Source organism: Variovorax sp. dw_954, assembly GCF_018449755.1.
Taxonomy (GTDB): domain Bacteria; phylum Pseudomonadota; class Gammaproteobacteria; order Burkholderiales; family Burkholderiaceae_C; genus Variovorax.
This window is the reverse complement of sequence record NZ_JAAVVD010000020.1, coordinates 39,439-63,725: the sequence shown is the minus strand read 5'-3', so window position 1 is coordinate 63,725 and position 24,287 is coordinate 39,439. Positions and strand designations below refer to the sequence as shown.

Annotated in this window: 20 protein-coding genes; 16 read left to right on the top strand and 4 right to left on the bottom strand. The window is 65.2% G+C overall.

Annotated features, from left to right (window positions below; translation table 11 throughout):
- Window positions 1-11 precede the first annotated feature (11 nt).
- From HB681_RS26380 to HB681_RS26370, 3 genes are read right to left on the bottom strand one after another with little or no spacing between them, the layout of a single operon-like run.
- Window positions 12-815, bottom strand: a complete 804-nt coding sequence (locus HB681_RS26380) for an enoyl-CoA hydratase (RefSeq protein ID WP_213957840.1) — start codon at window positions 813-815, stop codon at window positions 12-14.
- Window positions 812-1,612, bottom strand: a complete 801-nt coding sequence (locus HB681_RS26375; RefSeq protein WP_213957839.1) for an enoyl-CoA hydratase/isomerase family protein — start codon at window positions 1,610-1,612, stop codon at window positions 812-814. The genes HB681_RS26380 and HB681_RS26375 overlap by 4 nt, the downstream gene beginning before the upstream one ends.
- A gap of 13 nt (window positions 1,613-1,625) precedes the next feature.
- Window positions 1,626-2,774: an acyl-CoA dehydrogenase family protein gene (locus tag HB681_RS26370; RefSeq protein ID WP_213957838.1), complete on the bottom strand. Its 1,149-nt coding sequence runs from the start codon at window positions 2,772-2,774 to the stop codon at window positions 1,626-1,628.
- Between the two features lie 137 nt (window positions 2,775-2,911).
- Between HB681_RS26370 and HB681_RS26365 the strand changes: the two genes are divergently transcribed.
- The 8 genes from HB681_RS26365 (at window position 2,912) to HB681_RS26330 (ending at window position 13,153) form a co-directional block, all read left to right on the top strand.
- On the top strand, window positions 2,912-3,289 hold the full coding sequence (locus HB681_RS26365) for a hypothetical protein (protein ID WP_213957837.1): 378 nt from the start codon (window positions 2,912-2,914) through the stop codon (window positions 3,287-3,289).
- 2 nt (window positions 3,290-3,291) lie between these two features.
- Window positions 3,292-4,290, top strand: coding sequence for an adenosine deaminase (add, locus tag HB681_RS26360; RefSeq protein ID WP_213957836.1), 999 nt, complete (start codon window positions 3,292-3,294; stop codon window positions 4,288-4,290).
- A 69-nt stretch (window positions 4,291-4,359) separates the two neighbouring features.
- Window positions 4,360-4,554, top strand: coding sequence for a hypothetical protein (locus HB681_RS26355; protein WP_213957835.1), 195 nt, complete (start codon window positions 4,360-4,362; stop codon window positions 4,552-4,554).
- A 45-nt stretch (window positions 4,555-4,599) separates the two neighbouring features.
- Complete coding sequence (locus tag HB681_RS26350) at window positions 4,600-4,932, top strand: hypothetical protein (protein ID WP_213957834.1); 333 nt, start codon at window positions 4,600-4,602, stop codon at window positions 4,930-4,932.
- Window positions 4,929-6,986, top strand: coding sequence for an anti-phage ZorAB system protein ZorA (gene zorA / locus HB681_RS26345; protein ID WP_213957833.1), 2,058 nt, complete (start codon window positions 4,929-4,931; stop codon window positions 6,984-6,986). The genes HB681_RS26350 and zorA overlap by 4 nt, the downstream gene beginning before the upstream one ends.
- A gap of 84 nt (window positions 6,987-7,070) precedes the next feature.
- Window positions 7,071-7,700, top strand: coding sequence for an OmpA family protein (locus tag HB681_RS26340; RefSeq protein ID WP_256735115.1), 630 nt, complete (start codon window positions 7,071-7,073; stop codon window positions 7,698-7,700).
- Window positions 7,697-9,394, top strand: coding sequence for an EH signature domain-containing protein (locus tag HB681_RS26335; RefSeq protein ID WP_213957831.1), 1,698 nt, complete (start codon window positions 7,697-7,699; stop codon window positions 9,392-9,394). The genes HB681_RS26340 and HB681_RS26335 overlap by 4 nt, the downstream gene beginning before the upstream one ends.
- Before the next feature lie 9 nt (window positions 9,395-9,403).
- Window positions 9,404-13,153, top strand: a complete 3,750-nt coding sequence (locus HB681_RS26330) for an SNF2-related protein (RefSeq protein ID WP_213957830.1) — start codon at window positions 9,404-9,406, stop codon at window positions 13,151-13,153.
- Between the two features lie 43 nt (window positions 13,154-13,196).
- Here HB681_RS26330 and HB681_RS26325 read toward each other — a convergent pair whose 3' ends face one another.
- Window positions 13,197-13,991 carry an SDR family oxidoreductase gene (locus HB681_RS26325; protein ID WP_213957829.1) on the bottom strand — a complete coding sequence of 265 codons (795 nt, stop codon included), beginning with the start codon at window positions 13,989-13,991 and terminating at the stop codon, window positions 13,197-13,199.
- Window positions 13,992-14,117: 126 nt separating this feature from the next.
- Here HB681_RS26325 and HB681_RS26320 point away from each other — a divergent pair, with 126 nt between their 5' ends.
- The 8 genes from HB681_RS26320 to HB681_RS26285 all read left to right on the top strand — a co-directional run bounded on the left by HB681_RS26320 (window position 14,118) and on the right by HB681_RS26285 (window position 24,287).
- A complete protein-coding gene (locus tag HB681_RS26320; protein WP_213957828.1) occupies window positions 14,118-15,197 on the top strand; it encodes a zinc-binding dehydrogenase in 1,080 nt (359 codons plus the stop codon).
- 24 nt (window positions 15,198-15,221) lie between these two features.
- Entirely contained in the window at window positions 15,222-17,333 is a 2,112-nt protein-coding gene (locus HB681_RS26315; RefSeq protein WP_213957827.1) for a 3-hydroxyacyl-CoA dehydrogenase NAD-binding domain-containing protein, read from the top strand.
- Window positions 17,334-17,693: 360 nt separating this feature from the next.
- Window positions 17,694-19,262 carry a long-chain-fatty-acid--CoA ligase gene (locus HB681_RS26310; RefSeq protein ID WP_213957826.1) on the top strand — a complete coding sequence of 523 codons (1,569 nt, stop codon included), beginning with the start codon at window positions 17,694-17,696 and terminating at the stop codon, window positions 19,260-19,262.
- Between the two features lie 29 nt (window positions 19,263-19,291).
- Window positions 19,292-20,494 (top strand): substrate-binding domain-containing protein, encoded by a 1,203-nt coding sequence (locus HB681_RS26305; RefSeq protein ID WP_345944750.1) that lies wholly within the window; start codon window positions 19,292-19,294, stop codon window positions 20,492-20,494.
- A gap of 82 nt (window positions 20,495-20,576) precedes the next feature.
- A complete protein-coding gene (locus tag HB681_RS26300; RefSeq protein ID WP_213957825.1) occupies window positions 20,577-21,383 on the top strand; it encodes an ATP-binding cassette domain-containing protein in 807 nt (268 codons plus the stop codon).
- Window positions 21,376-22,128 (top strand): ABC transporter ATP-binding protein, encoded by a 753-nt coding sequence (locus tag HB681_RS26295; RefSeq protein ID WP_213957824.1) that lies wholly within the window; start codon window positions 21,376-21,378, stop codon window positions 22,126-22,128. Before HB681_RS26300 ends, HB681_RS26295 begins: the two co-directional genes overlap by 8 nt.
- 7 nt (window positions 22,129-22,135) lie before the next feature.
- The gene (locus HB681_RS26290) at window positions 22,136-23,200 is read left to right on the top strand and encodes a branched-chain amino acid ABC transporter permease (protein WP_213957823.1); all 1,065 of its coding nucleotides are present in this window, start codon (window positions 22,136-22,138) and stop codon (window positions 23,198-23,200) included.
- Between the two features lie 16 nt (window positions 23,201-23,216).
- On the top strand, window positions 23,217-24,287 hold the full coding sequence (locus HB681_RS26285; protein WP_213957822.1) for a branched-chain amino acid ABC transporter permease: 1,071 nt from the start codon (window positions 23,217-23,219) through the stop codon (window positions 24,285-24,287).

The following is a 24,287-nucleotide window of genomic DNA, read 5'->3' as shown; positions in this document are numbered from 1 at the left end:
GCGGGCGGGGGTCAGCTCGCTGGTTTGCCTTGCGCGCGGCCGCGTTCCGCGATCTGCCGGCGTCGCGCTTCGATATCGGCGCCGCGCAAGTCGGCGGCCCATGCACGCGAGCGCTCGCGCTCCAGTTCCAGTCCTTCGGCAAGGCCGGTCCGCAGGCCATCATCGATGAGGCGCTTGTAGGCGATCAGCATCTCCGGCAGCACCGACAGCATGTCGCTCGCCAGTTTCAGCGCGGCGGGCAGCAGGGCGTCGGGTTCGACGACGCGGTTCACCAGCCCCCACGCCTCGGCCTGCTGGGCGCCGAGGAAGTTGCCGGTCAGGGACAGTTCCTTTGCGCGGCCGGGGCCGATCAGGCGCGGCAATCGTTGCGACAGCCCCCAGCCCGGGATCACGCCCACGCGCGCATGCGTGTCGGCGAAGCTCGCGCGCGTCGAGGCGATCATCAAGTCGCAAGCGAGTGCAAGTTCGAAGCCGCCGGTGATGGCTGGGCCGTTGATCGCGCCGATCACCGGGGCTTGCAGGCGCAACATGGCGAGCATCGGGTCTTCGTCGGCGGCAGGCGCCACGGCCGCGCCGGGTTCGGCCGCGGCGCCGAGCTCCTTCAGGTCGAGTCCCGCGCAGAACGCATTGCCGGCGCCGGTCAGCACGATGACTCTTGCGTCGGCATCGGACCGCAGGGCTTCAAAAGTCGCCACCAGTTCGCGTCGCAGCGCGACCGACAGGGCGTTCATCGCGCGCGGGCGATTGAGGGTGACCACCGCGCAGCCCGCAAAGGGCCTGTCGACCGTCACGAGCGCGGAAGCGTCGTTCGTCATCGGGGAGCACCGTATCGGGGCGCGCGCTTCTCCAGGAAGGCGGCCACACCCTCGGCGAAGTCCTCGCCCTGCGTACACAGCACCTGGTTGCGGTCTTCCAGCGCAATGACCGCTTCGAGCGAATTCGCATCGATGGCGATGCCGAGCGCGTCCTTCGTCAGTTGCAGGCCGAGCGGCGTGGCGCGCAGCATCTCGTCGGCGAGCGCGGCGGCTTCGGCTTCGAGTTCGTCGGGCGTTCCGATATGGCTGACCAGCCCCAATGCCAGTGCGCGCTGCGCGTGGAGGAAGCGCCCGGTGAGCATCAACTCGGCCGCCACCGATGCACCGACCATGCGAGGCAGGAAGTAGCTCACGCCGACGTCGCAGCCGCTGAGACCGAGGCGGATGAACGATGCGTTCATGCGCGCATCGGTGGTGGCCAGGCGGATGTCGGAGGCCAGCGCCAGCGCAAAACCGCCACCGCTGGCCGAGCCGTTGACGATGCTGATCACCGGTTGCGGGCAACGCCGCATCGCGATCATGATGTCGCGCACCTTCCTCTGGAACTCCAGCATCTCGCCGACGCTTTTGCGCGCACCGCCGGACTGGAAGTCCTTCAGGTCGAGCCCGGCGCAGAAGGCGCGGCCCGCGCCGCGCAGGATCACCACGCGGACGGGCGAACTGGCCCGGAGCCCGCCGAAGAAGGCAGTGAGTTCCGCGATCATCTTCGGGTTGAGCGCGTTCAGCCGCTCCGGCCGGTTCAGCGTGACCCAGGCGACGGCGCCTTCGATGTTGACTTCGAGGTGTTCGTATTGCATTGCTTTTGTTGCCTCACAGTGCGCGGGAAATGACTTCCTTCATGACCTCGTTGGTGCCGCCATAGATGCGCTGGATGCGGCAGTCTACGTACATGCGGCCGATGAGGTACTCGGTCATGAACCCATAGCCGCCATGCAGTTGCAGGCACTCATCGATGACCTTGCCTTGCTGCTCCGAGGTCCAGAGCTTCACCATCGATGCGGTGGCGGTGTCGAGCGTGCCGGCCACCAGGTCCGACACGCAACGGTCGACGAAGGTGCGCGCGACCTTGATGGTCGTGGCGATCTCCGCCAGCTTGAACCTGGTGTTCTGGAAATCCGCGATCGGCTTGCCGAACGCGGTGCGTTGCCGCACGTAGTCGAGCGTCGCCTCGTAGGCGCCTTCCATGGCCGCGACCGCGATCACGCCGATGATGGTGCGCTCGTACGGCAGGTCGGACATCAGCTGGAAGAAGCCCTGGCCCTCCTGCCCGCCGAGGATGTTGTCGGCCGGTACGGTGACGTCGTCGAAGAACTGCTCCGAGGTGTCCTGCGCCTTGAGGCCGATCTTGTCCAGCACGCGGCCGACGCGATAGCCCTCGACCTCCTTCGGCTCGACGATCAGGATCGAGGTGCCGCGGGCGCGCTGCGAAGGATCGGTCTTGGCCACCACCAGCACCAGCCCGGCGAGGTAGCCGTTGGTGATGAAAGTCTTGGAGCCGTTGATCACGTAGCTGTCACCGCGGCGTTCGGCGCGTGTGCGCACGCCTTGCAGGTCGGAGCCGGCGCCTGGCTCCGTCATCGCGATCGCGCCGACGATCTCGCCGCGCGCCATGCGTGGCAGATACCGCTGCTTCTGTGCCTCGGTGCCGTGGTTGAGCAGGTAGTGCGCGACGATGCTGTGCACGGAAGGGCTCATGCCGGTCAGGCCGCGGCGCGACATGGCGTCGTAGAACACGGCCTCATGGCGAAAGTCACCGCCGCCTCCGCCATAGGCCTCGGGAATGTCGGAGCACAGCAGGCCGAGCTCGCCCGCGCGGCGCCACAGATCATGGCCGACATGGCCGCGCTTTCGGGATTCCTCGTCCTGCGGAAGCATCTCCGTGTCGACGAAGCGCGCGACGGTGTCGCGGTACATGGAGAGCTCTTCGTCGAGCCAGGTTGGATGGAAGTCGATGGGCATGGTGTGCAGTGCTGCGCAGGGGTGGCAGTCATGGTGGCACGCCACCGGCATGCATGGATCGTCGGATCAGACGAATCCCCGCAGTGCTTCGTAACAGTGATTCAATCCGGGTCTCCAATCCCGAACAGGAGCGATGCATGGATGCGAAAAGAAAGCGTGTGCTGGTCATCGGCCTGGAGCCCAGCCTGGTCGACTTCAGCGCGATGCCGGACATGAATGCCGACAAGGTGCGCACCGGCCTTGCGACCGACCAGGCCACGTTGAACGGCCTCGGCTACGACGCGCACCTGTGCCTGACGGACCTGGGCGAGACGGCGGGGCAGGTGGTGACCGAGGTGCTCTCCGGCGAGCCCTTCGACTGCATCGCGATCGGCGCGGGCATACGCACGCTGCCGGCGTACTTCCTGTTGTTCGAGCGGCTGATCAACATCGTGCATGCGCACGCGCCGGCGGCGAAGATCTGCTTCAACACGAAGCCGAGCGATACGGCGGAGGCGGTGCGCCGCTGGGTGTAACGATGCCTCCCGATCTCGATCGCCTGCGTGCCCTTCCCAAGGCCGAGGTCCATGCCCACCTCGAAGGCTGCTTCGAACCCGCCGTGCTCGAAGCATGGGCCACGCAGGCCGGCATTGCGATGCCGCGCCCGCGCGAGCGGCTGTTCCAGTTCGAAGGCCTCGCCGGCTTCCTGCACTTCCTCGACTGGGCCTGCGGCCTGGCCTCGACGCGCGAGCGGCTGGCCGAACTGAGCTACGGCTATGCGAAACGGCTTGCCGACAACGGCGCCGGCTATGCGGACGTGATCTTCAACCCGACGCACTGGAAGGCATGGCATGGCCGCTTGCCCGCGATGATCGATGCGATGGACGCCGGCTTCACTGCTGCGGAGCAGGACGGCCTGCCGCCGGTGGGCCTGTGCGTCAGCCTGTTGCGCACGCAGACGGCGGACGAGGCGACGGAACTGGTCGATGCGCTCGTTGCTTTGCGGCATCCGCGCGTGGTGGCGCTCTCCATCGACGGCAACGAAGCCGCGGCCGGCCGCACCGGACCGCGCTTTGCCGAAGCCTTTCGCCGTGCCGGCGCGGCTGGATTGCGGCGCGCCGTGCATGCCGGCGAGTCGAGCGGACCCGAAGGTGTGCGCGATGCGATCGAGCTCCTCGGCGCGGACCGCATCGACCATGGCGTGCGGGCCATCGACGACCCGGCGTTGGTGGAACTGCTGGCCGAGCGCCGCATTCCGCTGGGTGTCTGCCCCACGTCGAACCTCGTGCTCGGGGTCTATCCGTCGATCGAAGCGCATCCGGTTGATCGGCTGCGGCGGGCTGGGGTCGTGGTGTCTCTCAACACGGACGATCCGGTGCTGCTCGGCGCGAGCCTGGTGGGGGAGTACGCGTTGTGCAGCAAGACCTTCGGGTGGTCGGACGAGGTCCTGCGTACCGTGGCGCGAGACTCGGTCTCGGCGAGCTTTGCGAACGAGGACGTGAAGACGCGGTTGCTCGCGGATCTGGCGCGCTGGTAGCCGGAGCCTCTTTCCGCGCCTGTCTGTCCGCGGACCGGACGACACGTCATTGCCCTCACGTGCCTGCGCTTGGAACGCGCCCGATTCGGCAGCCAGATCAGCCAGATCAGCCAGATCAGCCAGATCAGCCAGATCAGCCAGATCAGCCGAGTCAAGGCGTTCGGCGAGGCCCGCGCGGCGCGGCGAACTGCCCGCAAAACCGTGACAAAGTGCCTTTGTAACCTGCACAAGGTGCATGACAATTCATGCATGGATGACATTTAGACACATTTGTGTCTTGTCGTTGCGGTCCGATCTCCCCTTCCAGAAATGCCCCCCGAAGTCAACAACCCGCCAGCACCACGGCGCGTGGAAAGCCCCACGCCAAAGCAGGTCCGGGCGTTGCGCGAGGCAGTGCATTTCACGCTGGAGGAGTTCGGTGAGGTTGTCTATGCGACGGCGCGTGCCGTGAGTTCGTGGGAGTCCGGAGCCCGGACATGTCCGCCTGCTTCATGGGAGCTGATGCTGCTGTACTTCGAGCGCGTCACACCTCGACGCTTTGTTGAAGACCATGCAGCGCGACTCGCACTGCTGGACGCACCAGCGTCCCGGCAGCTCGCAAAAGATTCCAACAGAACACCGGCGGAAGACATCTCCACATGAACTACCAATCAATCCTGGCGGCCACTCCGACCCCAGTCCTGGCCACTGGCGGCGTGCTTGCCGTACTGGTCCTCGTCTTTTTCATTGTCTTCCTCGCGCCAGGCGTCCTGCACTGGGTTCGCTTGTCGTCGATACAGCAGCGCATCAAGAAATTCGAGACAAAGAACTTCGCGTCCGAGTTCAAGAAGGTGTTCGCCAAGGACAAGCGCCTCTCGCACCTCTGGAAGGAATACCAGGACTCCCTCCACATCCAGCGCGAAGAGCGCGATGGTCAGCTGACGATCGTCGCCATTCGTGCAACGGTGCCGTCCGAGCTCTACTTCAACAGCCAATTTGTCGTAGACAGCAGGCTGCGTACGGAGTTCTTCAAGCACCTCCCGGGCCTGTTTACCGGCATCGGCATCATCGGGACGTTCAGCGGGCTCATCGAGGGCCTGCGCGCCTTCCAGGTGAGCGAGAACGCGGCTACGGTTCGCGCCAGCCTTGAGTCGCTGATGCACTCGGTGGGCGAGGCCTTCCTGGTATCGGCAGCGGCCATCGCCGCTGCCATGGTCGTCACCTTCATCGAGAAACTACTGCTGGCGTCCCTGTATCGCCGCACGGAAGAGATTGCGCATGAAATCGACGCCCGCTTCGATGCCGGCGCAGGCGAGGAATACCTGTCGCGCCTGGTGCGGGCTTCGGAGGACTCGGCAAGTCAATCGAAAATCCTGAAGGACGCGCTGGTCAAGGAGTTGGGCGAACTCCTTCGTGAACTCACAACAGCACAAATCACTTCCGCAAAGGAGTCGCAGCTTCACCTCGCCGAGCGCTTCGCTCAGACCTCCAAGGAGCAGGTCGAAGCGACCCGGCAGGACAACCAGGCCCTGGGCGTGACTATCGCCGAGAGCATCCAGCAGAGTTTGCAGGGTCCGCTGCAGGATATTGCCAACACGGTGAAGTCTGCCAGCGGTGACCAGAGCGCGACGGCCGCGCGAATGCTGCAAGACGTCATGGCCAGTTTCAGCCAGCGCTTGAACGACTTGTTCGGCGGGCAGATTTCTGGGCTCAGCGATCTCAACCAACAAACGGCGAAGAGCATCCAAGAAGCCGTAAGCACGTTACAGACGCTTGTTTCCAACATCGAAGAGTCGAGCCGACGCTCAACCGACACGATGGCTGAGCGTATGGCGCAAGCCATCGAAAAGATGGAAGCCCGCCAAGAAGCAATGAACGCTCAATCAACTGCATTTGTCGAACAAATCCGCCAGCTTGTGGCATCGTCGCAATCCGAGACGAACACAAAGCTCCAGGCCACGTTGGAGACTATCGGCACTCAGGTTGCCGGCATGCTGGACACACTTAGCGAGTCGCAGGCGACGGTCTTCGAGGGCAATCGCGCACGCGAGGAGTCGATGACCGACCGGGCTAAAAGCGCTGTCAGCAGCATGTCGGAGTCTGTCGAGGCGGCCATCAAAGAGATGAGTACCGCTTCTGCGCAGATGGCCCAGAGCGTCGCAGTGCTCACCCAAACTACCAATTCCTCCGTCGACAAAATGAACGCGGGCGCAGAGCAGCTTGGTACAGCATCGCGCAACTTCGCCGCTGCCGGCGAGCGCGTTACCAGCGTGATGGGTCAGGCCGCCACAGTGACGACAAAGCTGTCCGAGACGTCCGGCGCGCTGACATCGGGTGCTTCTGCGCTCCAAGAGCTTCTCCGCGACTACAAGACGCACCGAGACGCTGTCGGTCAGTTGGTCTCAGAGTTGCGTGCCACGGTGGAGCTTGCTCGCAAGGAGGCTTCCCTCACCGGGAACGTGCTTGCCCGCATCGAGAGTTCCGCGAACCTGTTGGGCACAGCGCAGAAGCAGGCCGACGAATACCTGGCCGGTGTAAGCCGCGTGCTTGGCGAGGCGCACACGACGTTCGCCACCGAGGTGAAGCGAACCCTCGAGAAGGCAAACACCGAGTTCCATAACAAGCTGAGCAGCGCCGTCGGTCTGCTGTCGTCAGGTGTGCAAGAGCTTGAGGTAACGCTAGCGGCGATGGGCAACATGAAGCCCTTGCGGGTGTAGCCAATGATTGGCACCAGGATAGTCCTCAAACGCGGAGGCCGGGACGAGGCAGAGAAGCCCTTCTGGATTTCATTCGCCGACCTCATGACAGCGCTCATGGTGCTTTTCCTGGTGGTCATGGGTGTCGCCCTGCTAGCGGTCACGAAGAATGTGACTGAACGCGAGAAGGCAGAAGAGCAGCACCGCAAGGACATCGAGTTGATCCTCGAACGCTTCACCGCGGCTGCCAAGCGGTACGACGGTATCAAGGTCGACAAGGAGCGGCGCGTCATCGACTTCGGAGACCGAGCGCGGTTCGCCTTCGGAAAGTCCAACCTCGCCGCTGACCAGGAAAGCGTGCTGCGCCAGTTCGTCCCCGAAATTCTCACCCTGGCGAACGACGACTTGGGCAAGAAGGTGCTCAAGCGCGTGGTTGTCGAGGGTTACACCGACAAGACCGGCTCCTACCTGAGTAACCTCAACCTCAGCCTCCAGCGCAGCCAACGAGTGCTGTGCACGATGTTCGCCATGGGTGGGGCAAACGTGCTTTCGCCCCAGCAGAAGGAAGACGTCCGCAGCTTGTTCCTGGTCGGCGGGTACTCGTTCAACGCAGCCAAGGACACCGACGAAGAAAGCCGGCGCGTTGAGATGCGCATGGAGTTCCTTGGCATGGGCGAGCACCGGGCCTCGGCCATGGCTCAGTCTGGCAACTTTGGCGAGTGTGCTCTGCGATGAACCCGCTCGACCACCTCGCATCGCTGTTACGGCCTGGCACCGAGGAAGGCGCGCGAGCAATGACCGTGTCGTCGACTATCGACACCGAGCTGAAGCGAATGCAGGAACGCACCAAAGGCAACGGGAGGAGGGGGCTCTCCGAGGACCTGCAACTGGAAGCAGTTCGGCGCTTCTGGCAGAGCCAGGAGGTTGCATCTTTCCGCGACGCATACCTGCTGTCCTGGGGCCTGTGCTTGCCGCACCGGCCGAGTGGGCCCTGCGTACTTGAAGACAGGTCGCGCTTCCAGGCAGTCCTTGACGGCGTAGATGGCTGGTCAGTGCGCCCCGGTGCCTTTCGGCGCTGCTATCAAGGCTTGGTCAAGAGTTACTTCACCTACGATGCCTTGGGCGAGTCCGCTCCACCTGCGGCACGCAACAACTGGAAGATGTTGCGAGACTATCTGCGCGACAAGAATGGCCTCATCCGTGACAAGCAGGCCAATCCCGACTGGGTTGCGACAGCCATTGGGAACCAGCAGTTGTTCGGAGAGCGGCCTTGCGACCCTTACGTCGATGCCCTTCTGAGAGGCGATGTCGGCGCCATCGACCACCTATGTGAAGAGCTTGGCATTGCCAAGGCCTCCTGGTTTCTGCGCGAACTGGTTCTCGCGCAGATACGAGGCGCCACGCTGCTCGGCAACGCGCAGTTCCAGGCACTCGTGCCGCGGCTGCTTGAACTACTTGCAAGCAACGACGTGCTAAGGGACCGCGGGCTCATCATGCTGCTCGACCGCTACGTCAAGGTGCCCGGCGCGCAACTTCATCAGGGGCTTCGGGACTCGTCTGTGCTTTGGTGGGGCAATCCGTGGCTCCCGTCGAACGAAACCCGCTGGGGCGGCGTCGTCCCGGACGCTCGGACGATGGTTGCGGACTGGCTCAAGTTGGAGTTCATCGAGACCTTCTTTACCAAGCTGGCTGACGACGGGATGGGCGACCGCCGACGCATGGAGTTCTGGAAGCGATACGTCAAAGCCATCGACCATATCGAGTTCGCTCTCGGGTCTACGGCCCGCAACGCGCGTGATCCCGATTTCATCGCCTTGAGGAAGAAGATGACGGGCCTCATCTGCAAGCTCGAAGCGTCTGGCACCAACAACGCATTCATCATGACGATGGGCAACTTGATCGCCGTCGAATTTAGCGGCTTGGGCAACGCTCTATACGGGTACGACGCGCGCAAGAGCTTGCCCTTCGACACGTCCGAAGATCTTCGCCTAGCCGGCGATGCTGACAACTCGCTGAAACAGAAGTCGCAATCCATCCTCTGGCTCAGCCACCAGGACGGCATCCACAATTGGGACAAGTGGGAGCACATGTTCGAGGAGACGCTGCGTAAGGAGTTCGGCGTCAAACCCAGCGCGACAATTCCTCGGGTCACTCGAGTTCCGGCCCCAAGACCTGCAAGTCCACCGACCGTTGAAGCGACGGCAGCACGGGAACGTGCCAATGCTTTCGCCGCTGCCGCGGATCTGTCGCAGCCATACACGCGGTCGGCCCTGAACAAGTTCGCAAGCCGGCAAGGCCTGCAAGTTGACGACAAGACTTCCCAGGGCGGAAGTCTCTGGGTGCGCACGGATGCGTCCTTCGAGCACATCACAAAGATGCTTACCCGATGGGGCTTCCAACACAAGCCTGGCAAGGGCTGGTGGAAGTAAGGGAGACAAATGTTTCGGTTATTCAAGAAGAGCGGCGGCACGACTGCGGACTGGCAGCGTCGCTGGTCGCCGGCGGGAGTGGTCTTGTCGCGCGGAGCCGAGCAGGGCGGCGTGCCGCTCCTGGACCCCATGGTCGGCGGCTTTCTGACGCAGTTGTCCGACGATGGCTTAGCCATCGAGACGCCAGACGGATATGTGCTGGGTTGGGACGCGCTCTTCTTGGCGATGGCGCAGCCGGCGTATGCCTCTCTTCCAGAGGTGCTCTTGCTTCCGCGCGCGACAGAAGCCAAACCATCGCTTCGGAGCAGCAACTCGCTCACCGACGAAGACTTCTCGGTCGCGATCTCGGGCTGGCACGGTGAAGACGGGGTGGCGTTCGACTGGGAGCTTATGGGGCCGCTCATGGCGCGCGATGACCGTGCGGAGCTGATGCACCCCGAGCAGTGGAGCCTCTTCAAGGAGGTGGTCAGCTTCGCTCGGCGCCCGGCCGAAGAGCACAACGACCTGGCGCACCGCCAAGCGTGGGGTCGGATACGAAAGCTCGCCCTGCAGGCAGGCGCCCGTCTGGATGATTTCCTCTACCGCTCCGTCGTGCTGACTCCGGAGAAGCTCGAGATTGGCTTGCGACGATCGGCCGATGTCGGAGACGACCGTGTGGTCGAAATTGAACCGGGTTTTGAGGGCGCTCCCGCCGATTGGCTGGAGGCGTTCGACCGCAGTCGCGAGGTGAAGGACCGCTACGACATCGTCACCAAGGAAGGCATCGTCCAGGTCTTGGTCACGCCAAAGGTCCGAACGGTCTTGCAAGAAATCAAACGCCTGGATGGCCGGCGTGTCGCCGGCACGCGAGCGCAGGCGTTTCTGCTGAATCCGTATGCCACCCTTGGCGACGATGCCATCGACGTCATTGTCGAGTCGCAGTTCGAGAAGGCTCGTGAAGACGCCGGGCTCACCTACGAGAGATTTGCGCCTACGTACGAACGCGATGCCTCGGGCTACCCACTGCGTGTCGGTCTGCTCATCGAAACTGCCAGTTCCACGGGCCCCTCTACATCGGATACGCAATGGCTTGACGATGCAGCGCTCGGCTCCTTCGTTCGTGCTCTGCACAAGGCTCTTTCCCTCAACTACCAGCTTGTCGCTTGGCAGGGCTATGACCTGGAGATGCAGGGCGACGCGCAACGCCACCATGACGAGCTTAAGGCGGCGCTTGAGCGCAGGCTGGCACCCCCGATCCTTGTCTCCTATGCACAGGTACATGACTTGAGTGGCTACAGCTCCCGCGTTGAAAGCATCGGCGTCGAGAAGCCGTACCACTCGCCCTACATCGCCAAGAAGAACGAAGGCGAAGGGTGGTTCCCCGAGAACGTCTTGCCGGTGGTGGTCTACCAGCCTGCAGGTGCAGCGGAACCCATCGCCGTACCCACCAGCAAGGCGGCTATTGAACTGCTTGAGAAGTCGGTAAAGGCTGCCCAAGCCGGCGGAGAGACCACTGTGAAGGTTTCAGGGCTGCCCCAGGCGGTAACACTCGACGAGGCCGCGGTCATCGTCGAAACATTCAACAGGGTGTTCCAGGACCTCGAGACGGGCAGCTTCGATCCCTCCAAGCAATACAAGGCGACGAAGAACGCGCCGGACGGGTCGAAAAAGCAGCTTGTTTTGCGGGCGAACATCCAATCGCTGGAGTACGAAGAGCTTCGACGCGAGGCACTTGAGTCCGTGCCATCTGAGCCGAGGATGCCCAGGAGCATCCGGCCCGACTTCTCGCTGATGCCGCACCAACGTGCGGGTCTGGCCTGGATGCAGCACCTCTATAGCCTGCAGACCGACTATCAGGTCCGCGGCGCCGTGCTCGGCGACGACATGGGGCTCGGGAAGACGTTCCAACTCCTAGCTCTGATGGCATACCTCATCGAGCGCGATCCGAACATCGAGCCGATGCTCGTTGTCGCGCCGGTTTCGTTGCTCGAGAACTGGGCGGACGAGGCTAGCAAGTTTTTCCAAGACGGAGCGCTCCCGCTGCTTACCGCGTATGGTGAGAAGCTATCGAGCCTCCGCGTGCCTCGTGCCCAGGTGGACCAGCGTTTGCAGGCCGAAGACCGCCTAGTCAAGTTCCTCCGTCCCAACTGGGTCGGCAACGCGAAGGTCGTGCTCACCACATACGAAACGTTGCGGGACCTCGAGTTCTCGTTTGCTGCGCAGAAATGGTCGCTGATGGTCTGCGACGAAGCGCAACGCATCAAGAACCCCGCGGCCATGGTTACGCGCGCCGCGAAGAAGCAGAACGTCGCATTCAAGATTGCCTGTACGGGTACGCCGGTCGAGAATACGCTCGCCGACATGTGGTGCTTGTTCGACTTTGTGCAGCCGGGCTTGCTGGGAGCGCTCAACGATTTCGGGCAGCGGTATCGAAAACCCATTGAGGCGAAGACTGACGAAGAGAAAGCGCGAGTGGAGGAACTGCGTGCGCGCATCGCACCCCAAATCCTGCGGCGCATGAAGGCTGACGTCGCCACGGACCTGCCGAAAAAAATCGTCGTGGACGGGTGCCGCAAGTTGCCCCTATCGAACGCGCAGCGCAACCTGTACGCCAAAGCCATCGACAGTTTCAAGAAGCGTGGCGACCCCAGCCATGCGACTCCATTCAAGAACCACCTCGGGCTATTGCACTATCTGCGGCTGGTATGCACAGACCCACGACCGCACGGGTTGAACGTCTTCAAGCCGGAGCCGACCAAGCAGTACCGGGACAAGGCGCCGAAGCTCGATTGGCTGTTGACGCAGCTTAAGGTCATTCAGAAGCGGGGCGAGAAGGTCATCGTCTTCTGCGAGTTCCGAGAAATCCAGCGGTTGCTGAGGCACTACATCGAAGCCGAACTCGGCTTCAGGCCCGACATCATCAACGGGGACTCGAGCGCATCGGCCAGCCACACGTCAAGCCGCCAGAAGCGGATCAAGGCTTTCCAGGCACTGAACGGCTTTGGCGTCCTCATCCTCTCACCGGTGGCCGTGGGCTTCGGCGTGAACATTCAGGCCGCCAACCACGTTGTCCACTACACGCGAACCTGGAACCCCGCAAAAGAGGACCAAGCGACCGACCGGGCGTACCGTATCGGGCAAAAGAAGGATGTGTATGTCTACTACCCAGTGGTGTACGCCGACGACTTCATGACGTTCGACGTCAAGCTTGACCTGCTCCTCGCCTACAAACGAGGACTCGCTGAAGACATGCTCAACGGGTCGGGGGATGTGAGTCCGGGTGACTTCAACTTGGCTGATGTCGTTCCCGCTGCAGATGCCAAGGACATTGACGAGCGCGTGAGCCTCGAAATGGCGCTGCGGATGGGATGGCAGCACTTCGAATGCCTCGCAGGCGTCCTGTGGACCAAGCGCGGCTACGACTGCTATCGAACGCCAGGGAGCAACGATAACGGTGTCGACGTGGTCGCGTTGGCAGCCGGCAAAGGCCAGCTCGTACAGGCAAAGACCAGCGGGACCGATGGGGCCGCACTCAACTGGGACGCCGTCAAGGAGGTCGTGGGCGGTGAGGCGTTCTACAAACGTCGGCACCCGTCTGTTGAGTTCGACAAGGTCTGCATTACCAACCAGTTTTTCAATCGCCAAGCACAGGAAAACGCAGCGCTTAATTCGGTGGAGCTGCTCGACCAAACGCACCTCGCCGGGCTCCTCGAGCGGCACACCGTAACGATGCTCGAGGTGGAGAAGATGCTGTATGCGGAGTGGCAAGACCCGGCCTAAGCCTATGGCCTGTTGGGCAGCGCCTATTTGGCACTGGCTTCCATTAAGCCTGCGCGTACAAGCGCCGCATCCCGCGAAGCCAGCGCTCCGGGTCGGCCGCCTTGCGCTCGACCTGCGCCTGCACGAAGTCATGCGTGAGGATCAAAAAGCGCTCCTCGGCCAGCCCCTGCACCACGATGCCGGCGACCGCGTCGGCGTCGATCACGCCCTGTGACATCAGCGCGCGGCGCGCTTGGCTTTCGGCCTGCAACAAGGGCGTGTCCACCGCGCCGGGACAGAGGCAGCTCACGCGGATACCGCGGTCGCCGTAGGTGATCGACAGCCACTCGGCGAAGGCCACCGCCGCATGCTTGCTGACCGCATAAGGCGCGTCGAACTGCGACAGCAGGCCGGCGGCCGACGCGGTCTGCAACAGGTAGCCGCCGCCGCGCGCCAGCATGCGCGGCAGCAAGGCGCGGGCGGCGTGCACGTGGGCCATGAGGTTGATGTCGAGCACATGGCGCCAGTCGGCATCGGGCAACTCGGGGCCGCCGGGGATGGTGGTGCCGGCGTTGCTGCAGAAGAGGTCGATCGGGCCGTGCGTGGCTTCGACGTCCGCGACCAGCGCGCGAATGGCGGACTCGTCGGCCACGTCGAGCGTGGCCGCGACGGCGCAGCGCGGCCCGTCGCGCCGCGCGCCTGGAACCGCGATCCGGTCGGCCATCTCGCGAGCCCGCGCGCCGTCCCGATCGGCCACGACCACCACGCGCGCGCCTTCCGCGACGAAGCGCTGCGCCATCGCGGCGCCGATACCGCTCGCGCCGCCCGTGACGACGACAACCTTGTCCTGCAGGTTCATGGAAGCCGATCCTAGGCAGGAGCTGCCGCCGGATCTTGCGCGCACACGCTGAAACGTCGGCCCGACGCGCGAGCGCAGCGCCTGCACGCAAGCCAGCCGGCCCCCGCGCCACTAGCCTCGGCATCCATGAAAGCTGCTGTGTTCCGCGGGGTCGACCGCCTGCTGTCGATCGAGGATGTGCCGCTGCCGCAGGCCGGCGCGGGCGAACTGGTGCTGCGCGTGTTCTGCTGCGGCGTGTGCGGCTCCGACCTGCATTCGACGCACCCCGGCCTCTTCACCGTGAAGGACGGCACCGTGCTCGGCCACGAGTTCTCCGGCGAGATCGTCGAGAGCGGCGCCGGCGGCTGGAAGGTGGGCCAGCGCGTGACCGCCTTGCCCAACAACGCCTGCACCGCTTGCACCTCTGAAGGCCATCGGGAGTGCAGGGAGGGCCTGGGCATGATCTGCCCGCACAACCGACTCACCGGCTTCAGCCCCAATCGCCCCGGCGCGCTGGCCGAATACGTCAAGGTGCCCGTGGGCCAGGCACTGCGCCTGCCCGATGCCGTGGGCGACCGCGAGGGCGCGATGATCGAGCCGCTGGCCGTCGGCCTGCACGCGGTGGAGGCGGGCAGGGTCGGGCTCGGCGACCGCGTGCTGGTGATCGGCGCCGGGCCGATCGGGCTGGCCGTCACGGCCTTTTCAAGACAGGCCGGCGCCACGCACGTCGTGGTGAGCGAGTACGCCCAAGCCCGCCGTGAGACGGCCGCACGCTTCGGCGCGACCGCGGTCATCGACCCCAAGTCCGAACCGATTGCCGAAGCCTTTGCCCGCAGCACAGGCGCGCCACCCGACGTGATCTTCGAATGCGTCGGCGCACCGGGCCTGATCCAGCAATGCGTGGACCTGTCGAAGCCGCGTGGCCGCGTCGTCGTGGTCGGCGTCTGCCCGACCGAGGACCGGGTGCTGCCGCAGCGCGCCATGGCGAAGGAACTGAGCCTGCAGTTCGTGATGGGCTACGGCAAGCCCGACTGGCGCCGCGTGCTGGACCTGCTCGACGCGGGCAGGGTCGACCCGGCGCCGATGGTCACCGACACCGTCACCCTGGACCAGTTGCCCGAGGCCTTCGAGGCGCTGCGACGGCCCACCACGCAGATCAAGCTGCTGGTGATGCCCACGGCGCGGGTCAGACCCCATCCGGACAGCGTGTGGACGCAAGAGAGATGAACAGCCCTTTGCTAGCCTGCCCCAATGACTGAACTCGTCTCCCTCGCCCGCCATGGCGACGTCGCCGTGCTGCGCATCGCGAACCCTCCCGTCAACGCGCTTTCGCTGCAGGTAGTGACCGGCCTGGCCGCTGCCGTCGATGCCTTCGAGGCCGACCGCAGCTACGCCGCCTTGCTGCTGCATTGCGAGGGCCGCACCTTCGTGGCGGGCGGGGACATCACCTCTTTCGACAGTCCCGGCTTCACCGCCGCGCTCTACAACGGCACGCTGATGCGGCTGGAATCGCAAGACCGCCCGGTCATTGCGGCGCTGCACGGCACCGTGCTCGGCGGCGGCCTCGAACTGGCGCTGGCGTGTCACTACCGCGTCGCCTTGCCAGGCACACTGATCGGCCTGCCGGAGGTCAAGCTGGGGTTGCTGCCCGGCTCGCTCGGCACGCAACGCCTGCCGCGCGTGGCCGGCGTCGAGCTGGCGCTGGACATGATCTCCAGCGGGCGCTCCATCAAGGCGGCCGCTGCGCTCAAGGCCGGCATCGTCGATGAGCTCAAGGAGGGCGATCCCCTCGACGCGGGACTGGCCTTCACGCAGGCGCTGGTGGCGCGTGGCGCCGGGCCGCGACGCATCAGCGAGATGAACGTGTCGCAGGTCGGCCTGCCGCCGCACTACTTCGAGCGTGCCCTCGACGAGGCGAAGCGGAAGAAGTCTTTCTACCCCTCGGCCCGCAACATCGTGATGGCGGTGCAGGCCTCGACACTGCCCTTCGCCGAGGGCGAGGCGGTGGAGGCGCGCCTGTTCGAGGAGCTGCGCACGTCGCCCGAGTCGAAGGCGCAACGCCACCTGTTCTTCGCCGAGCGCCAGGCGGGCAAGATCCCCGGGCTCTCGAAGGACGTGGCGCTGCGACCGGTCGCGTCGGTCGGCATCGTCGGCGCGGGCACCATGGGCGGTGGGATCGCGATGAACTTCGCCAATGCGGGCATCCCGGCGGTGCTGGTCGAGACCTCGCAGGCGGCGCTCGATCGCGGGCTGGGCCTCGTGCGGGCCAACTACGAAGCCAGCGCGGCCAAGGGGCGGTTGACTGCCGAACAGGTCGAGCAACGCATGGCCCTCTTGCGCGGCACGCTCGACTACGACGCGCTGACGCCGTGCGACCTGATCATCGAGGCCGTCTTCGAGAACATGGACCTCAAGAAGCAGGTCTGCACGAAGCTCGGCGGCGTCTGCAAGCCTGGCGCGATCATCGCGACCAACACCTCCACGCTCGATGTCGATGTGCTGGCCGAGGCCACCGGCCGCCCGGCCGACGTGGTCGGCATGCATTTCTTCAGCCCGGCCAACGTGATGCGCCTGCTCGAAGTCGTGCGCGGCGCGAAGACCGCGCCCGAGGTGCTGGCCACCGTGATGCAACTGGCCCGCAAGATTGGCAAGGTGGCGGTGGTGTCGGGCGTCTGCTACGGCTTTATCGGCAACCGCATGGCCGAGGTCTACATGCGCGAGACCGAGTTCCTGATGATGGAAGGCGCCGCGCCGGCCGAGATCGACGGCGCCGTGGAAGCGCTGGGCATGGCGATGGGGCCGTGCCGCATGCTCGACATGGCCGGCATCGACGTGGGCGCCAAGACGGTGATCGAGTACGGCAAGGCCGGCGGCCTGCCACCCGACGACAGCTACCGCGCCATGGTGCGCACGATGTTCGAACTGGGCCGCTTCGGCCAGAAGACCGGTGCGGGCTACTACCGCTACGACGGCCGCAAGCCGGTCGGCGACCCGGAGACCACGCGGCTGGCGAAAGAGCTGGCGACGGCACACGGCATCGCCCAACGTAACGACATCAGCCAGCAGGAGATCGTTGAGCGACTGCTCTATCCGCTCATCAACGAGGGCGCGAAGATCCTGGAGGAGGGCATCGCCTACCGGCCCGGCGACATCGACATCGTGTGGACGGCCGGCTACGGATTCCCGGACCACAAGGGCGGCCCGATGTTCATGGCAGACCAGATCGGGCTGGGCGTGATCGCCGAACGCCTGGAGCACTACGCGCAGGTGCGCGGCAACGAGTTCGGCTACTGGACCTTGTCGCCCCTGCTCGCCGACCTGGCGCAGCGAGGACAGCGCATTTCCGACTGGCACGCCGCCTGAGCATGAAACAGCATCGATGCTTCCGCCGCTCGCTGCAGCCCTCTGCTTTGGGTTTGGGGCGGGATCACGCCGACGGCGTACTCCCCTCCGCGAATGTCCCCCGCCGTCAGTCTTCGACTGCCGGCTCCTCCTTTATTTCGCTGCGGGGAGCACGCCATCGACGTGATCCAGACGCGCAGTTGTTGATCGGCTGGCACGACGCACCGTGTCCTGTGCCGAGGGTGCTGGGTGTCCCCCGCAGCGAAATAAAGGAGGAGCCGAAGGCGGGGGACATTCGCGGAGGGGGATACCCAGTGCCCTCGGCACGCGCCCCGAACGGACTTCGCGCAACGCATGCAACCCGTGCACTGGAAACCTGACATGGAAGACAAGACCCTCGTCCAAAGCCTGCAACGCCAGGCCACGATCCGCCCCGACGCGCCGGCCTACCGCAACGGCGACCGCTGGCTCACGTTCCGCGACGTCGATATCCACACCAACCGCATCGCCAACGCACTGGCCGCGATGGGCGTCGGCCGCGGCACCCGCGTCGCGGTGCTCACCAAGCAACACATCGAGTGCATCCTCGTCACGCTGGCCGCGTGCAAGCTCGGCGCCGTCTGCATGCCGGTGAACTGGCGCCTAGCTCCGCACGAGGTCGAGTACATCGTCAACAACGGCGAGGCGCCGTTCCTCATGGCCGATGCGGCCTTCATGCCGACCGTGCAGCAAGCCGCCAAGCTGCCGCTGGTCCGCCGACTGGTCTGCACCGAATCGCAGCAAGGCGACGTCCCCTCGCTCGCGCAGTGGTATGCCGATGCCAGTCCCAACCTGACGCCTGTCGAACTCGACACGCACGACGCCGCGCTGCAGCTCTATTCGTCCGGCACCACCGGCCTGCCCAAGGGCATCGTGCTCTCGCATGCGGGGCTTCTGTCGACCAGCCGCGTGGTCGAGCGCGAATGGAAGTTCGAGCAGTCGAGCATCCTCGGCAACCCGCTGCCGGTGTTCCACGTCGCGGGCATGACGATGCTGCTGATGCCGTTGCAGAACGGCGGCCTGACGACCGTGTTCGCCGACTTCGACCCGGTGCAGTACCTCGCGGCCTTCTCCACGCACGGCATCACCCACACCTTCGTCGTGCCGGCGATGCTGCTGTTCATGCTGCAGGTGCCCGGCGCCAAGGCCGACGGCTATGCCGGCGTCAAGCTCATTGCCTATGGCGGCTCGCCCATCAGCGAGACCACGCTCCAGCAGGCCTTCGACCTGTTCGGCTGCGACTTCCTGCAGGTCTACGGGCTCACAGAAGTCTCGGGCCCGGCCACCTTCCTGTTCCCCGAGGACCATCGCTCGGGCGATGCCGAACTGCTGCGCTCGGCGGGCCGGCCCATCGGCGGCGGACGGTTGCGCATCGTCGACCCGATCACGATGCAGGAACTGCCCGATGGCCAGACCGGCGAGATCTGGATCGAGTCCGACCGCAACCTGAAGGAATACTGGCGCAACCCCGAAGCCACCACTGCCGCCTACCCCGAAGGCCGCAATGCCAACGGCGGCTGGCTGCGCTCGGGCGACGGCGGCTACGTCAAGAACGGCTACCTCTACATCAACGACCGCATCAAGGACATGATCGTCTCGGGCGGCGAGAACATCTATCCGGCCGAGGTCGAGAACGTGCTGATGCGCCACCCGGACGTGATGGACGGCGCCGTCATCGGCGTGCCGGACGAGACCTGGGGAGAGGCGGTCAAGGCGTGCGTTGTCCTGCGGCCCGGCGCCACGGCCGATGCGCGCGACATCATCGATTTCATGCGCGCCAACCTCGCGCACTACAAGTGCCCGAAGAGCGTCGATGTCGTTGACGAATTGCCGCGCAACCCGAGCGGGAAGATCCTCAAGCGCATCCTGCGCGCCCCTTATTGGCACAACCAGCAACGCGCTGTGGCGTGACCCCAACCTGATTCAAAGGAGACCACGAGATGATGCTGACGAAGAGATTGATGGCCGGCGCCGCGTTGGCGCTGGCCGCATGCCTCGCGCTGCCCGCCGCCGCGCAGGACAGCAAGCCGATCAAGATCGCGCTGATCGCGAGCAAGACCGGCCCGTCCGAGGCCTATGCGCGCGACACCGAGCGCGGCTTCCGGCTGGGCATGGAATACCTCACCGGCGGCACGATGACGCTGATCGGCCGCAAGGTCGACATCGTGGTCAAGGACGACCAGATGAAGCCCGAGCTGTCGAAGGCCATGCTCACCGAGGCGCTGTCCGACGACAAGGCCGACATCGCGATCGGCACCTCGTGGTCGGGCGGTGCGCTGGCGATGGCGCCGGTGGCGGAGGAGTACGGCAAGCTGCTGATGGTCGAGCCGGCCATTGCCGACTCGCTGACCGGCGCGGCCTGGAACAAGTTCATGTTCCGCGCCAGCCGCAACTCGTTCCAGGATGCGCTGGCCAGCGCGGCCAGCCTGAAGGACGGCGACAACATCGCCTTCCTCGCGCCCGACTACGTCTATGGCCGCGACGGCGTGAAGGCCTTCAAGGACGCGATGGCGCAGACCAAGAGCAAGGCCAAGGTCGTGCAGGAGGAGTTCATCCCGCTGGCCACCACCGACTTCACCGCGCCCATGCAGCGCATCTTCGACGGCATGAAGAACGTCACCGGCAAGAAGTACCTGGTCGTGATCTGGGGTGCGCCCAATCCGATCCGCAAGATCTCCGAGCTGACCCCGGGCCGCTACGGCATCGAGTTCCTCTCCATCGGCGGCGCCAACCTCGAGAACACCAAGCCATGGAAGGGGCTCGACGTGACCGGCGGCACCTTCTACTACTACGGCTTCCCGAAGAATACGATGAACGACTGGCTCGTCGCCGAGCACCAGAAGCGCTACAACGTACCGCCGGACCTGTTCACCGCGGGCGGCTTCGTCAGCGCCGCCGCCATCGTGGCCGGGATCAAGAAAGCCAACTCGGTCGACACGCCCAAGCTCATCGCCGCGATGGAAGGCATGGACTTCGACACGCCCAAGGGCAAGATGACCTTCCGCAAGGAAGACCACCAGGCCATGCAGGCGCAGTACCAGTTCAGGATGAAGAAGAACCCGGCGAGCGAGTGGGACCTGCTGGAACTGGTGCGTGAGATCCCGGCTTCGGAAATGCCGGTGCCGATCACGGTCAAGAAATGACCGCAGCGCCGGGCGGCCGCAGGCATGCTCGCGTCCCCTCGGGGCGCGGTGAGGACACGGTAGTGCCGAGCGTGGAGGCCTCGTGACTTCTGCACTCGCCAGCACCGGCCTGGGCATCAGCTTCGGCGGGCACGCCGCCGTCGATGGCGTGACGGCCGCGTTCGGCGCGGGCACGCTCACGGCCATCGTCGGCCCCAACGGCGCCGGCAAGACGACCTACTTCAACCTGCTGTCGGGCCAGCTGCGCGCAAGTTCGGGCACGGTGCAGCTCAAGGGGGAGGACATCACGCGGCTGAGCGCGGCGCAGCGAACCAGCCGCGGCATCGGCCGCGCATTCCAGCTCACCAACCTGTTCCCGCGCCTGACCGTCGCAGAGAACGTGCGCCTGGCCGTGCAGAGCCGCCACAGCGCGGGCTTCAACATGCTGGCCATGTGGCGCGGTCGCCGCGACCTGATCGAGCAGGCCGACCGCTACCTGGAGGAAGTCGGCCTGGCCCATCGCCGTGCCGACACGGCATCGAAGCTGCCGCACGGCGACAAGCGCAAGCTGGAGGTCGCGATCCTCATGGCGCTGGAGCCGGAGATCCTGATGTTCGACGAGCCGACCGCCGGCATGAGCGTGGACGAGGTGCCGGTGATCCTCGAACTCATCCGCAAGCTCAAGGCGCGCGGCGACAAGACCATCCTGCTCGTGGAACACAAGATGGACGTGATCCACTCTCTGGCCGACCGCATTGTGGTGCTGCACAACGGCAAGCTCGTAGCCGACGGCGCGCCGGCCGAGGTGATGGCCTCGGCCATCGTGCAGGAGGCCTACCTGGGCGTGAGGCGCCCGGCCCCGAACAATAGCGACAAGAGCGACAAGAGCGCGGAGTCCGCCCATGCCTGACGCACCCAACACCCGGCCCAACACCGCGCCCCTGCTCACGCTCGAAGGCGTGCACACGCACATCGGCGAGTACCACATCCTGCAGGGCGTCGACCTCGTCGTGCCGCGCGCCGGGCTCACCGTGCTGCTCGGGCGCAACGGCGCCGGCAAGAGCACCACGCTGCGCACGATCATGGGCCTATGGCACGCGAGCGCCGGTGCCTTGCGCTTCGACGGCCACGACATCACGCAGGAACTGACGCCCGACATCTCGCGGCGCGGCATCGCCTTCGTGCCGGAAGACATGGGCATCTTCTCTGGCCTGACGGTGCAGGAGAACCTGCGCCTCGCGGCCATCGGCGGACGCTTCGACGAAAAGAGGCTCGACTGGATCTTCGGCCTGTTCCCGGCGCTCAAGCGCTTCTGGCTGCGGCCGGGCGGCACGCTGTCGGGCGGGCAGAAGCAGATGGTCGCCATCGCGCGCGCCATCATCGAGCCGCGCAAGCTGTTGCTGATCGACGAGCCGACCAAGGGCCTCGCGCCCGCCATCGTCGACAACCTGTCGCAGGCATTCCTCGAACTGAAGGCGCATGACACCACCATCCTGCTGGTCGAGCAGAACTTTCATTTCGTCCGCGCGCTCGGGGACCACGTCGCGGTGATGGACGACGGGCGCATCGTGCATGCCGGCAGCATGCAGGCGCTGTCGGACGACGAATCGATGCAGGCGCGCCTGCTCGGCCTGCATGCCGGCGCGGTGCACTAGGAAGAACATGGCCGCTCTCGAATCCATCGCGACACCGTCGGCATTGCCCGTCGCGTCCACACCCCCCGAATCCGCCGCGCTCGAAGCGCTGCCGGGCCGCAAGCGCGATCTCGTGCCGGGCATCCTCATCCTCGCCTTCATCGCGCTCGCCTTGCCGGTGGTCGGCAGCGTGCCGACCTGGATCACGCTCACCATTGCCGCGCTCGCGATGGGCATGATGCTGTTCATCATGGCCAGCGGGCTCACGTTGGTGTTCGGCCTGATGGACGTGATGAATCTCGGCCATGCCGCCTTCGTCGCGGTCGGCGCCTACACCGCCACGCTGATGGTCGCGCCGCTCAAGGGCCTGCTGGAGTCGGGGCAGGTCGGCCTGAGCCTGGTCGCCATCGCCGCGATCATCGTGGTGGCCATGCTCGTCACGGCGGCGCTCGGCTGGGTCTACGAGCGGCTCTTCATCAAGCCGGTGTATGGCGACCACCTCAAGCAGATCCTCATCACCATCGGCGCGATGATCATCATCGAGCAACTGGTGCTGGTGCTGTTCGGCGCCAACCAGATGCTGCTGCCGCTGCCCGAGACCTTTCGCGGGTCGTTCGTGGTGGGGGACGTGGCCATCGAGCGCTACCGGTTGGTTGCGGTGGTGATCGGGTTGCTGGTCTACGCCGGCCTGGTGCTGCTGCTGACGCGCACGCGCGTGGGGCTGCTGATCCGTGCCGGCGTGGAGAACCGCTCGATGGTCGAGGCGCTCGGCTACCGCGTGCGCGGCATCTTCGTCGCGGTGTTCGTCGGCGGCTCGGCGCTGGCTGGGCTGGGCGGCGTGATGTGGGGCTTCTACCGCGAGCAGTTCACCGTGGCCATTGGCGCCGAGGTGCTGGTGCAGATGCTCATCATCGTGATCATCGGCGGGCTCGGCTCGGTCACCGGTTGCTTCGCGGGCGCGATGCTAATCGCGCTCAGCACCAACTACGTGAGCTTCGTGCTGCCGGACCTGGCGCTGGTGTCGAACATCCTCGTGATGATGGCCGTGCTGCTGTGGCGGCCGCAGGGGCTGTACCCCGTGAACAAACATTGACGCGGACCACGACGCCATGCTGAACCGAATACTCTCCGGCGACTTCCCGCGCAGTCGCGTGCTCACGGCACTGCTGGTGCTGATCCTGCTCTACCTCGCGACCGCGCCGTTCCTGTTCTCCGGCGCGCGCTCGCTCAACGTGGCGGCCACCATCTGCGTGTTCGTCGTGCTGGTGGCTTCGTTCGACCTGCTGCTGGGCTACTGCGGCGTGGTGTCCTTCGCGCATGCGATGTTCTACGGCATCGGCGCGTACGGCGTGGCGATCGCCATGCACAAGCTCGGGCCGACCTGGAGCGCCATGGCGATTGGCAGCAGCGCGGCGCTGGGCCTGTCGGTGCTGCTGTCGTTCCTCATCGCGCTGGTCTCGCTGCGCGTGAAGGCGATCTTCTACACGATGATGACGCTGGCCGTGGCCTCCGCATTCGGTGCGCTGGTGATGCGGCTCGGCAACTTCACCGGCGGCGACGACGGCCGCACCTTCAAGCTGCCGGAACTGCTGACGCCGGCCTTCCGCCTGTTCGAGAACGACGTGTTCGGCACCACGATCAACGGCAAGGTGCTGACCTACTACCTGATCCTGCTGTCGTCGGTGCTGCTGTTCCTGCTGATGCTGCGCGTGGTCAACTCGCGCTTCGGCCGCGTGCTCGAAGCGATCCGCGAGAACGAGTTCCGCGCCGAGGCCATCGGCTACCGCACGCTGTTCTACCGCGTCGCCATCAACTGCCTGTCGGCCGCGCTCGCGACCTGCGCGGGCATCCTCATGGCGCTGTGGCTGCGCTATGTGGGCCCGCAGACGACGGTGGGCTTCAACGTGATGCTGAACATCCTGCTGATGGCCGTGATTGGCGGGCTGGGCACGGTGTACGGCTCGGTGGTCGGCGTGGCGCTGTATGTCGTGGCCGAGAACTACCTGCAGAGCCTGATGGGCGGAGTCAGCGGCTCGCTGGAGTCGGTGCCGCTGCTGGCCAAGCTGTTCCATCCCGACCGCTGGCTGCTGTGGTTCGGCGCGGTGTTCGTGCTGTCGGTCTATTTCTTTCCGAGCGGCATCGTCGGCAAGCTGCGCTCGACCACGCGGGAGGTGCTTTGA

Bases quoted from the DNA above. Each gene is read 5' to 3' on its own strand.
- zorA (WP_213957833.1), top strand. From the start codon at position 4,929: ATGAACTACCAATCAATCCTGGCGGCCACTCCGACCCCAGTCCTGGCC.
- HB681_RS26375 (WP_213957839.1), bottom strand. From the start codon at position 1,612: ATGCAATACGAACACCTCGAAGTCAACATCGAAGGCGCCGTCGCCTGG.
- HB681_RS26325 (WP_213957829.1), bottom strand. From the start codon at position 13,991: ATGAACCTGCAGGACAAGGTTGTCGTCGTCACGGGCGGCGCGAGCGGT.
- HB681_RS26340 (WP_256735115.1), top strand. From the start codon at position 7,071: ATGACAGCGCTCATGGTGCTTTTCCTGGTGGTCATGGGTGTCGCCCTG.
- HB681_RS26380 (WP_213957840.1), bottom strand. From the start codon at position 815: ATGACGAACGACGCTTCCGCGCTCGTGACGGTCGACAGGCCCTTTGCG.
- HB681_RS26305 (WP_345944750.1), top strand. From the start codon at position 19,292: ATGATGCTGACGAAGAGATTGATGGCCGGCGCCGCGTTGGCGCTGGCC.
- HB681_RS26350 (WP_213957834.1), top strand. From the start codon at position 4,600: ATGCCCCCCGAAGTCAACAACCCGCCAGCACCACGGCGCGTGGAAAGC.
- HB681_RS26320 (WP_213957828.1), top strand. From the start codon at position 14,118: ATGAAAGCTGCTGTGTTCCGCGGGGTCGACCGCCTGCTGTCGATCGAG.
- HB681_RS26310 (WP_213957826.1), top strand. From the start codon at position 17,694: ATGGAAGACAAGACCCTCGTCCAAAGCCTGCAACGCCAGGCCACGATC.
- HB681_RS26370 (WP_213957838.1), bottom strand. From the start codon at position 2,774: ATGCCCATCGACTTCCATCCAACCTGGCTCGACGAAGAGCTCTCCATG.
- HB681_RS26330 (WP_213957830.1), top strand. From the start codon at position 9,404: ATGTTTCGGTTATTCAAGAAGAGCGGCGGCACGACTGCGGACTGGCAG.
- HB681_RS26365 (WP_213957837.1), top strand. From the start codon at position 2,912: ATGGATGCGAAAAGAAAGCGTGTGCTGGTCATCGGCCTGGAGCCCAGC.
- HB681_RS26335 (WP_213957831.1), top strand. From the start codon at position 7,697: ATGAACCCGCTCGACCACCTCGCATCGCTGTTACGGCCTGGCACCGAG.
- HB681_RS26285 (WP_213957822.1), top strand. From the start codon at position 23,217: ATGCTGAACCGAATACTCTCCGGCGACTTCCCGCGCAGTCGCGTGCTC.
- add (WP_213957836.1), top strand. From the start codon at position 3,292: ATGCCTCCCGATCTCGATCGCCTGCGTGCCCTTCCCAAGGCCGAGGTC.
- HB681_RS26295 (WP_213957824.1), top strand. From the start codon at position 21,376: ATGCCTGACGCACCCAACACCCGGCCCAACACCGCGCCCCTGCTCACG.
- HB681_RS26315 (WP_213957827.1), top strand. From the start codon at position 15,222: ATGACTGAACTCGTCTCCCTCGCCCGCCATGGCGACGTCGCCGTGCTG.
- HB681_RS26290 (WP_213957823.1), top strand. From the start codon at position 22,136: ATGGCCGCTCTCGAATCCATCGCGACACCGTCGGCATTGCCCGTCGCG.